The sequence below is a fragment of the Gammaproteobacteria bacterium genome (assembly GCA_013003425.1).
GTDB lineage: Bacteria > Pseudomonadota > Gammaproteobacteria > Steroidobacterales > JABDKV01 > JABDJB01.
Map to the genome: position 1 here is coordinate 19,786 of JABDJB010000011.1, position 9,927 is coordinate 29,712.

The 9,927-nt window shown below is 61.2% G+C and carries 9 protein-coding genes; 6 read left to right on the forward strand and 3 right to left on the reverse strand.

Translation table 11 applies throughout. The annotated features are described in order from the left end of the window. The first annotated feature begins 167 nt into the window (after positions 1–167). The 5 genes from coq7 to HKN06_02040 all read left to right on the forward strand — a co-directional run bounded on the left by coq7 (position 168) and on the right by HKN06_02040 (position 5,561). Positions 168–821 (forward strand): 2-polyprenyl-3-methyl-6-methoxy-1,4-benzoquinone monooxygenase, encoded by a 654-nt coding sequence (gene coq7, locus HKN06_02020; GenBank protein NNF60086.1) that lies wholly within the window; start codon positions 168–170, stop codon positions 819–821. Between the two features lie 87 nt (positions 822–908). Beyond that, positions 909–1,565: a cAMP-activated global transcriptional regulator CRP gene (gene crp, locus HKN06_02025; GenBank protein NNF60087.1), complete on the forward strand. Its 657-nt coding sequence runs from the start codon at positions 909–911 to the stop codon at positions 1,563–1,565. Positions 1,566–1,654: 89 nt separating this feature from the next. Further along, on the forward strand, positions 1,655–3,985 hold the full coding sequence (locus HKN06_02030; GenBank protein NNF60088.1) for a PAS domain-containing protein: 2,331 nt from the start codon (positions 1,655–1,657) through the stop codon (positions 3,983–3,985). A 1-nt stretch (position 3,986) separates the two neighbouring features. Next, on the forward strand, positions 3,987–4,415 hold the full coding sequence (locus HKN06_02035; protein ID NNF60089.1) for a response regulator: 429 nt from the start codon (positions 3,987–3,989) through the stop codon (positions 4,413–4,415). A 150-nt stretch (positions 4,416–4,565) separates the two neighbouring features. Further along, positions 4,566–5,561 (forward strand): diguanylate cyclase, encoded by a 996-nt coding sequence (locus HKN06_02040; GenBank protein ID NNF60090.1) that lies wholly within the window; start codon positions 4,566–4,568, stop codon positions 5,559–5,561. Here the strand turns inward: HKN06_02040 and HKN06_02045 are convergent. Genes HKN06_02045 through djlA form a run of 3 tightly spaced genes read right to left on the reverse strand, consistent with a single transcriptional unit; the run spans position 5,558 to position 8,884 of the window. Beyond that, positions 5,558–7,336 carry an adenylate/guanylate cyclase domain-containing protein gene (locus HKN06_02045; GenBank protein ID NNF60091.1) on the reverse strand — a complete coding sequence of 593 codons (1,779 nt, stop codon included), beginning with the start codon at positions 7,334–7,336 and terminating at the stop codon, positions 5,558–5,560. The two genes, HKN06_02040 and HKN06_02045, sit on opposite strands and share 4 nt — an antisense overlap. A gap of 42 nt (positions 7,337–7,378) precedes the next feature. Continuing rightward, the gene (gene rpe / locus HKN06_02050) at positions 7,379–8,053 is read right to left on the reverse strand and encodes a ribulose-phosphate 3-epimerase (GenBank protein NNF60092.1); all 675 of its coding nucleotides are present in this window, start codon (positions 8,051–8,053) and stop codon (positions 7,379–7,381) included. Positions 8,054–8,077: 24 nt separating this feature from the next. Beyond that, positions 8,078–8,884, reverse strand: a complete 807-nt coding sequence (gene djlA, locus HKN06_02055) for a co-chaperone DjlA (protein ID NNF60093.1) — start codon at positions 8,882–8,884, stop codon at positions 8,078–8,080. Between the two features lie 94 nt (positions 8,885–8,978). On the opposite strand from djlA, the gene HKN06_02060 reads away from it, so the two are divergent. Beyond that, positions 8,979–9,854, forward strand: coding sequence for a phosphoribosylaminoimidazolesuccinocarboxamide synthase (locus HKN06_02060; GenBank protein ID NNF60094.1), 876 nt, complete (start codon positions 8,979–8,981; stop codon positions 9,852–9,854). Positions 9,855–9,927: the final 73 nt, after the last annotated feature.

The window sequence follows — 9,927 nt, forward strand, 5'->3', positions numbered from 1 at the left end:
AGTCGAAACGGCCCCACCGCCCATAATGCCGCGGCGCGGCAAAATCCCTGCAAAACCGGACATTTCCACATGGTTTCACCGGGCGAGGCGATTTGTGACAATCTTCGCATCAAAGGCGTGACCAATGTCTCAGTTTGCACCCCGTCCGCTACATATAATCGGCAACCATGACCGTTCGACATAATCGCGAACAACACGCAATCAGCGATCGACTCGTCGCCGCCGCAGACCAGGCGCTGCGAGTCGTCGCCGGAACGCCGCGTGCCCAACGCAGCAGCCCGGCTGCTGCCAGCGACAATGACGCGTTGCAGCCTGCGGAGCGTCGTCATGCGGCCCGTCTGATGCGGGTCAATCACGCCGGCGAAGTTGCTGCCCAGGCGCTGTACCAGGGTCAGGCCCTGACCGCGAAGCTCGAACAGGTGCGTGACACCATGGAGCACGCTGCAGCCGAAGAAACCGATCACCTGGCCTGGTGCGAACAACGTATTGACGAACTTGGCGGCCAGCGCAGCCTGCTTAACCCGCTGTGGTATGCCGGCTCATTCACTATTGGCGCACTGGCCGGCATCGCCGGCGACCGCTGGAGCCTGGGTTTCGTTGCCGAAACCGAACGCCAGGTCGTAAATCATCTCGATGACCACCTCGAACGCCTGCCGGCCGCGGACAACCGCAGCCGGGCAGTGCTTGAGCAAATGCGTACTGACGAGGCCGCCCATGGCAGTCAGGCTACAGCGGCGGGTGGTCGCGAGCTGCCGCCACCAATAGCACGCCTGATGAGCGCAGTGTCGCGCGTAATGACGCGTACGGCGTACTGGATTTAAAGGAATCGCTGCCGGGTACGGTGCGATGGATGTTTAACCTAGAACAGTTGAGTGAGTAAAATGCCTTCACTTCTTAAAGAGGCCCCCATGGAAAACTCTGCAAAGCGTTTTAACGACGTACCAGCAATAAACCGGTTCCTCAGCTATTGCCGGATGCGTACTGTGCCCAGCAAAACAGTCGTCATCCACGCGGGTGACCTGCCGGACATTCTTTACTACCTGGTCGAAGGCTCGGTGGAAGTCATGATCGAGGATGAGGATGGCAACGAAATGGTGCTGGCCTACCTCAACAAGGGCGAGTTTTTTGGCGAGATGGGCCTGTTCCACGAGCAACCAACCCGCAGTGCGTGGGTCCGCACCCGCACCGAGTGCGAAATCGCCGAGATGACCTACCCGCGTTTCCGCCAGATTGCCGCGGAAAGCCCGGGCCTGATTTTCGAGCTGGCTACCCAGCTCGCCAGCCGGCTCAACCGCACCAACCGCAAGCTGGGCGACCTGGCATTTGTCGACGTCACCGGACGCATTGCTCACGCACTGATGGACCTGTGCAACGAGCCAGATGCCATGACTCATCCGGACGGTATGCAGATCAAGGTCAGCCGCCAGGAGCTGAGCCGCCTCGTTGGCTGCTCCCGCGAAATGGCCGGCCGTGTGCTGAAAGTCCTGGAGGAACAGGGCCTGGTAACCGCATCAGGCAAGACCATTGTTGTTTATGGAGCACGCCCGGGCCAGCAGCGCCCCTAGGTAACGCTGGCGGAGCTTGAGAAGGCCCCCTCAGCGGGGCCTTCTTTGTTTGCAAACGGCGCAGCGCCGCGCCGAAGAGGACTATCGACATGCTGGATGCACTGCGCGATTACTTCTCCAACGACCAGTTCATGCCCCACGGCATGTGTTTCTTGTGGCGGCCCGACGTGTTGTGGACGCACGTCGCTTCCGACGTGACCATTGCCCTGGCCTACTTCAGTATTCCCCTGGCTCTTATCTACTTTGCGCGGCGTCGCGGCGACCTGGGGCCCGAGTACAACTGGATTTTCAGGTTGTTTGCCGCATTCATCTTGTTCTGCGGCATGACGCACCTGATGGGTGTTTGGGTGCTGTGGAACCCTGACTACATTGCCCAGGGTTACCTGAAGGCGACCACGGCGCTGGTGTCGCTGGCCACGGCCGTTGCGCTCTGGCCGCTGGTACCGCGGGCAGCGGCACTACCGCATCCGCGTGAGCTTCAAAACAAAAGCGCCATGCTGGCCGAAGAGGTTGCCGAACGTCGCCGCGCCGAAGGCGCGCTGCAACGCGCACAGGCAGAACTTGAGTCACGCGTCGACCGGCGTACCGCCGAGCTTGCCGCCAAAGCCCACGAACTCAACCAGACGAATCGCTTTCTCGACTCGGTGCTGGAACACATCCCGAGCGTGATCCTGGTAAAGGACGCGCGTGATTTGTCTATTGTCGGACTCAACGATGCCGCGCTGAAGCTTATCGGCAAGCCACGCGAGCAAATCATCGGCCGCACCGAAGATGCTTTCCTGTCAGAGGCCGCGGCCAATATTTCTGCAATACAGGACCGACAGGTTGCCGAAACCGGGCTGTTAATGCGGGTACAGGATCATCACATGCCGACACCGACCGGCGAACGCATATTCGAAACGCGGAAAGTCGCGATCGCCGGCGACGACGGCAAAACCCAGTTCATCCTGCAGATATCCGACGACCTGACCCAACGTAAGGGCTACGAGGAACGTTTCCGCATGGCGGTCGAGTCCTCACCCGCCGGCATGGTGATGACGAATGAATTCGGCGTCATCGAAATGGTCAATGAAGAAGCCACCCGGCTGTTTGGCTACCCGCGCAATGAGCTGCTCGGTGCCCCGATCGAGCAGCTGGTGCCCAACGAAGTGCGCAAGGGCCACCCGGAACTGCGTGATTCCTATCATGACAAGCCACAGGCCCGGCGTATTGGCGCGGGGCGCGAACTGCACGGCCGGCGCAAGGACGGCGACCTGGTGCCTGTGGAAATCGGTCTCACCCCGATCGACACCGATGAAGGCACGCTGGTGCTGAGCGCCATCGTCGATATCACCGGGCGCAAGGAGGCCGAACAGGCGGTACGCACCAGCGAGGCGCAGCTGCGACTGATGGCCAATTCACTGCCGGTGCTGATTGCCTACCTGACCACCGACCGTGAACTGCAGTTCGCCAATACCACGCTGGGCAAGTGGTGCGGTATAGACCCGTCTGCAATCGGTACCAGCGGCACCAGCAGTATCCTCGACAGCCTGGCGCGTGCCGATGGTTGTGACCGTGCGCTGGCTGGCGAACGCCACCGTGAGACCCGCCGCATCGCCTTTCCGGATGGCGAACGCGATATCGAACTGATGTATCTGCCCAACGTCAACGAACAGGGCGAAGTGGAAGGCGTTTACCTGCTTGGCAGCGACATAACCGAACAGCGCCAGGTCTACGACGAGCTGACCCGCGCAAATGAGGAACTGGCTCGCAGCAACGCCGAACTTGACGATTTTGCCTACATCGCCTCGCACGACCTGAAAGAACCGCTCCGGGGCATTCACAACTACGCGGCGATACTGCTGGAAGATCATGCCGCCGACCTCGGCGACGAAGGCGCGGACAAGCTGCACACCCTGGTGCGATTGTCGAAGCGGCTCGAACTGCTGATCAGCTCGCTGCTGGAATACTCGCGTACCGGCAGGACCGAACTGGCAATCAGGCCGACCGACCTCAACGAGGTAGTCAGCGGGGTAATCGACTCACTGCGTATCTCGCTGGAGCAGAACAACGCTACGGTGACGGTGCATGATCTGCCAGTGATGACCTGCGACAGCGTCCGCATCGGCGAGGTCTATGTCAATCTCATTTCGAATGCCATGCGCTACAACGACAAGGACGCAAAACAAATCGAGGTTGGTGTAGACACCAGCGGCGAACAGCCGGTGCTGTTTGTGCGTGACGACGGCATCGGCATGCACGATCGCCATCAGCAGTCGATTTTCCGCATCTTCAAGCGGCTGCACCCGCGTGACAGCTATGGTGGTGGGTCAGGTGCCGGCCTGACGATCGCCAAGAAGATCGTTGAACGCCACGGCGGGCGGATCTGGGTCGAATCCAGTCCAGGCGCAGGCAGCACCTTCTACTTCACCCTGGGATGACATGAGCAACGGCGAGCAACCGACGCTACTGGTGGTCGAGGACAGCCCGGAAGACTACGAGATGATCTGCCGCGGCCTGCGCCACGCTGACGTTGCCGCCAATATCGAGCACTGCATCGACGGTGACGCCGCGCTGGAGCACCTGGCTGGCTGTGCGACCGCGCAACTGCCAGACCTGGTTTTGCTCGACCTCAACCTGCCAGGCACCGATGGCAGGGATGTACTGCGCGCGATGCAGGGCGATGCCCGGATTGCGTCGGTTCCGGTTGTGGTGTTCAGCAATTCCAGCAACAGCAACGACGTCAGTGCCTGCTACAAACTGGGCGCCAACAGCTTCATCGAAAAGCCGCTGGGACCGGCGGCGTTCAAGACCGTCATGCAGCAGCTGCGCGACTACTGGCTGGACCTGGTCCGGCTGCCATCACGCTGACCTGCACATTTACTTGACTTAATGCGCAAAAACGCCGCGGATGTGGTGCGCGTTGTGATCCCTTTCACACCGCCTCGGGGAGCATCTGTTGCATATTGTGGATGTGCCAGAAGAAAGAAGTGCAAGTAACGACACGTAAAGGAAATTACCATGTCAAAAAGTGGAGAAGGCAGGGCTGCCCCGACACCGTTTACGCCGGCCGGCGTAAGCGGCGTACCACGATTGCTTGTCGTCGATGACTCACCGGAAACCCGTTATATCTATCGGCGGCTGCTGCAGAAAGCCGATTACACCCACGCTTTCGAGGAAGCAGATACTGTAGCCGATGCACTGCGGCGGTTGCGCAACGAAAAGTTTGATTGCGTGCTGCTGGATTTCTGCCTGCCCGATGGCGACGGACTGGATTTACTCAAAGCTCTGGCTCCGGATACTTCCGTCAACACGCCGGTCATCATGATCACCGGCGAAGGCAGCGAGCCTGTGGCGGTAGAGGCAATGAAACTGGGCGCCAAAGACTACCTGGTCAAGGACAACATCACGCAGGACCGGCTGGTGGGGACACTCGACTATGCAATGGACCAGGCGCAGACCGAACGTGCCCTGCTTGTTTATCGCGAGGAACTGGAGCAGGCATCAGTCACCGACCCGCTGACCGGGCTGCACAACCGCCGCTACCTGTCGGAGCACCTGCAGATTGAACTGCAGCGCTGTGCCCGCTACGGCTCACCGCTGTCGTTGCTGATGATAGACCTTGATCACTTCAAGGCGCTCAATGACCGCTATGGCCATGTGGTCGGCGACAAGGTATTGCAGGAGTTTGCCGCGATGTTGCGCCGCGTGGCGCGCAACACCGACATCGTGGCGCGCTACGGTGGCGAGGAATTCTGCGTTGTCCTGACAAATACGGATTTTGCCGGCGGCGCACATTTGGCCGAGCGAATCTGCGAGGAAGCCCGCGCCATGCGTCATGACGACGGTGCGGGCGGACAGCTGACTGTGACCTGCAGCACCGGCATGGCTACGGCCAGTGATGAAGGTGAGCCACAAGTGCTGATTGAGCGCGCTGACAAGGCACTTTACCGGGCAAAACGCCTCGGTCGCGACCAGGCCTGTCTCGCCGAAGTACCCGTAACGGCGTCAGCCTAGCGGCTCCAGCCCGCGGCACGCATGCCGCGCAGGTACAGGTCGGCAATATCGGCCGGCAGGAAAGTCTTGAGATGTGACTCGGACATGAACGGCACCAGCGTCATCATCTCCTGCAACGCTGCCGCCCCCTCTTCGCCCTTGCCAAGGAACCCCAGCGAAGCTGCCAGCAGGCGCATGGCGCCAGGCTGGCCCGGCCGCGCAGCCAGGCTCTTGCGCGCATACTCTATTGCCTGCTCGTAGCGACCCGCCACAAAGTGCGCTGCCCCGAGACTGAACAGGAACTCGTGCATCAACGGATCACCCGGCGACAGCCGTATTGCCTTCTGGATCATCGGAATCCCTTCGTCGGGGCGCCATGCCAGGGTCAGCGCAGACCCCAGCGCCCAATGACCCAGGGCCGAACTGGGATTGAGGTGTGTGGCGCGCTCCAGCAGCGTAATCGCGCGTAGCTGGTTGCCGGTGAGGTTGCAGGCGTACCCCAGCGCTGTCAGCGCCATCGGGTCGTCAGGATCGAGCGCTACGGCTTTCTCCGCCGTCTGAACCGCGAGGCGCGTCGAGTCTTCCTGCGACTCCGACCACTTGTAGATGATGTCGTACTGGTGGGCAAATGCCATCAGGGTATAGGCGCTGGCCGAGTCGGTCTTCATCTCGAGGGCGCGCTGCGCCCATTTCTTGGCGGCTATGTTGTCATCGCGCGTGCCCTGGGTCAGGTGCCAGATGCCGCGGTGGATGCAGTCCCAGGAATCGAGATCCTGCGGCGTTCGCTGCATCGCATGACGAATTTCCGAATGCGAGAGCACCGGGCTCAGCGACGCGGCGATCGACTCGGTGATTTCGTCCTGCAGCTCGAAGATGTCAGACAGCTCGCGGTCGTAGCGCTGAGACCACAACTGTGTCTGGTCATGGGTGTGTACCAGGGCGACGTTTACCCGAATCTTGTTGCCGGATCGGCGTACTGAACCGGAGACCAGGTAATGGGCACCAAGCAGCTTGCCGATTTCGCGGGCATCACGATCGTCACCCTTGTAAGCAAAGCTCGAATTGCGGGCGATAACCGGATAAAGGCGTAATGCAGAAAGCCGGTTGATCAGGTCTTCGGCCAGTCCCTGCGCGAAATACTCCTGCTCGACATCCTGGCTGAGATTGGTAAACGGCAACACCGCGATTGCGTGACGTCCGGCAAAACCCGGCACCGCATCGGTGGTCGACGTGCCTGGCTGCTGACTGTCGTGCGTATCGACAAAAAGCACCCGCACGGGGCGCGGCACGTTCTTGAGCTCTTTCTGCCCCTGGTCCCTGACCTCGACCGGCAGCCGGTCGGCCACATGGTCCAGCACAGTTCCGGTGATTGCCACGCCGCCCGGCGGCGCCAGCGCCTGCACCCGGGCAGCGATATTCACACCGTCACCGGCGATACGCTCTCCATCGACCACCAGCTCGCCGACATTGATGCCGATCCGAAACCGCAGCTGCGACGCCCCGTTGCCGCTCTCGGTTTCAGCCGTGTGGCTCTGGATTTCCAGGGCGCATTCGACCGCATCCACCGCGCTGGCAAACTCCGCCAGCACGTTATCACCGACCGCATCGACTATCCGGCCGCTGTGCAGCCGCACCAGTCCGGCAATGGCCGCCCGGTGGGTATTCATGGCGGCCAGCGTGCGGGCATCGTCTTCGGCTACAAGCCGAGTGTAATCAACGACATCGGCGCTGAGGATCGCTGCCAGACGGCGCTCTGCAGGCGTGTTTATGGCCCTGTCATCCTTTTTTTGCTGCACTGCAACCATACACCGCCATGATATTGCTGCAGTGCAACGAAATCAAGCTGGCACGGAAGCCAGGGCCTCCCGCATGGCGGTGATGGTGGCTCGATAATCACTACTGCCAAAGATAGCCGAGCCGGCGACAAAGGTGTCGGCCCCGGCAGCCGCCACGCGGGCGATATTGTCGATTTTCACCCCGCCGTCGATCTCCAGCCGGATATCGTTGCCACTGGCCCCGATACGCTCGCGGGCATGACGCAGTTTTTCCAGCGCTGACGGGATGAACCGCTGGCCGCCAAACCCGGGGTTGACCGACATCACCAGGATCATGTCGAGGTCGTCCATGACGTAATCGAGCCAGTGCAATGATGTCGCCGGGTTGAACACCAGGCCGGCAAGACATCCTTCGCTGCGGATCAGCTGCAGGCTGCGCTGGACATGGGCGCTGGCCTCGGGATGAAACGTGATGTAGCTGGCCCCCGCCGCGGCGAACTCACCAATAAGGCGATCGACCGGATTGACCATCAGGTGCACGTCAATTGGCGCCGTGACTCCGTGCCGACGCAACGCCTCCACCACCAGTGGTCCTATCGTCAGGTTGGGCACGTAATGGTTATCCATTACATCGACGTGTACGAGGTCAGCGCCGGCCTCGAGCACTGCGTCAACCTCTGCCCCGAGCCGGGCAAAATCGGCGGACAGGATCGACGGGGCAATCAGGTAATCAGTCATACGAGCTCCAGGCTCAGGTGAATTTCAGCCGCGACGCGCAGCCATTACGGTCTCATAAGCCATGCGCACTTCGTGTGTTTTTTCGCGCGCGGCCGCCATTGCCTCGTCGCCGAGATCCTGGCTGGCGATCTTGTCCGGATGATGCCGGTTCATCAGCCGCCGGTAGGCCTGCTTGACGACTGCATCATCGGCATTGGTATCGACACCGAGCACGACACAGGCGTTGACCACAGGGTCGTCCATGGACTCGACTGCCGCGCGGGCACGGGCCGCGCCGGAGCGCATACGCGACATAGCCTCGGTCTGCGCAAACTCGATGGCGCTCATGCCGAGCTGGCGGCACACGTGTTTCAGCGCAACCCGCGTGGTACCACTCATGCCGCCGTCCGCCAGCGCCACCCTCATCTGCATATCGACGAATGCCCGGATAATGGCCGGCTTGCCACGCGCCAGCTCTTTCAACCGGCGCAGCTGTCCATCTGGCTTGAAATGTTGCTGTGCGCCGCTGTCGAAGGCGCGCCAGGCCGAGCTGTGCCGATGGTTCTCCAGCTTCAGTTCACGGATGACCGTGCTGGCAATACGTTTCTCCGCACGCGACACCTTGCCGTCGGCCATGGCGATGTGACCCATGATCGAAAAGGTCGCTTCCAGCAGAGTCTCGCGGAACGGGTAAACACCGGAACGCAGGCGCGGCCGGTCGAGTTCCTCCGACATGCCCTTGTCAAACTCGTGCCCGAGCGCCAGCCCGACGATACCGCCGACAGGCCCGAAAAAAGCGAGCCCGATGGAACCGGCGGCAGCTTTACCGACCCAGCGCATCACTACCGCCATGATGTTGCCGATTGACGCCGTGGCGCCACCGCTGCAACAATCCCCCGCCTGCCTTGTTAGCAGTCTTCATGGGCTAAATATTCTACCGCATAACTTGAACCAGCCCCTGCACCAGACCGAACTCAGCCTGCCGCTACTGTGCCGCGGCAAGGTTCGTGACATCTACGTGGTGGATGACGATTACCTGCTGCTGGTGGCTACCGACCGGCTGTCAGCGTTCGATGTCGTGCTGCCCGACCCGATCCCGGAAAAAGGCAACATACTCACCGCGCTGTCCTGCTTCTGGTTCGAACTTACCCGCGACATAGTTGCTAACCACCTGACCGGCATCGAACCGGCTGAAGTTGTCAGCGCGGCGGAACGGGACCAGGTTGCCGGACGAGCCCTGGTTGTGCGCCGCCTCGACCCGCTGCCGATCGAGGCCGTGGCGCGCGGCTACCTGATCGGCTCCGGCTGGAACGACTACCGCGCCAGTGGCGCCGTATGCGGCATCGCCCTGCCCGCTTACCTGGAGCTGGCGCAACAATTACCACAACCGATCTTCACCCCGGCCACCAAGGCCGCCGCCGGCGACCACGACGAAAACATCAGCTACCAGCAGTGTGTCGATATCGTTGGCTCAAAAGTAGCCGAACAGATCCGCGACACAACCCTGGAGATTTACTCAACCGCCGCCGCCTATGCCGCCGAACGCGGCATCATCATCGCCGATACCAAGTTCGAGTTCGCGCTGGACGGCGATCGGCTGGTGCTCATCGACGAATGTCTCACACCTGATTCGTCACGGTTCTGGCCAGCTGACCAGTACCGCACCGGTATCAGCCCGCCCAGCTTCGACAAGCAGTTCGTCCGTGACTATCTCGAAACGCTGGACTGGGACAAGCAACCGCCGGCGCCACACCTGCCACCCGAAATCATTGACCAGACTCACGAGAACTACCTCGAAGCCTATCGCCGCCTTGTCAGCTAGATAATCGTCGAACCGGCCCGGCCGGTTCGACTCCTTCTACCCCTGCCAACCCACCATCAGCCGCGACGCAGAT

Excerpts from the sequence above, each read along its gene's own strand:
- coq7 (NNF60086.1), top strand. The coding sequence starts at position 168 with ATGACCGTTCGACATAATCGCGAACAACACGCAATCAGCGATCGACTC.
- crp (NNF60087.1), top strand. The coding sequence starts at position 909 with ATGGAAAACTCTGCAAAGCGTTTTAACGACGTACCAGCAATAAACCGG.
- HKN06_02030 (NNF60088.1), top strand. The coding sequence starts at position 1,655 with ATGCTGGATGCACTGCGCGATTACTTCTCCAACGACCAGTTCATGCCC.
- HKN06_02035 (NNF60089.1), top strand. The coding sequence starts at position 3,987 with ATGAGCAACGGCGAGCAACCGACGCTACTGGTGGTCGAGGACAGCCCG.
- HKN06_02040 (NNF60090.1), top strand. The coding sequence starts at position 4,566 with ATGTCAAAAAGTGGAGAAGGCAGGGCTGCCCCGACACCGTTTACGCCG.
- rpe (NNF60092.1), bottom strand. The coding sequence starts at position 8,053 with ATGACTGATTACCTGATTGCCCCGTCGATCCTGTCCGCCGATTTTGCC.
- djlA (NNF60093.1), bottom strand. The coding sequence starts at position 8,884 with ATGGCGGTAGTGATGCGCTGGGTCGGTAAAGCTGCCGCCGGTTCCATC.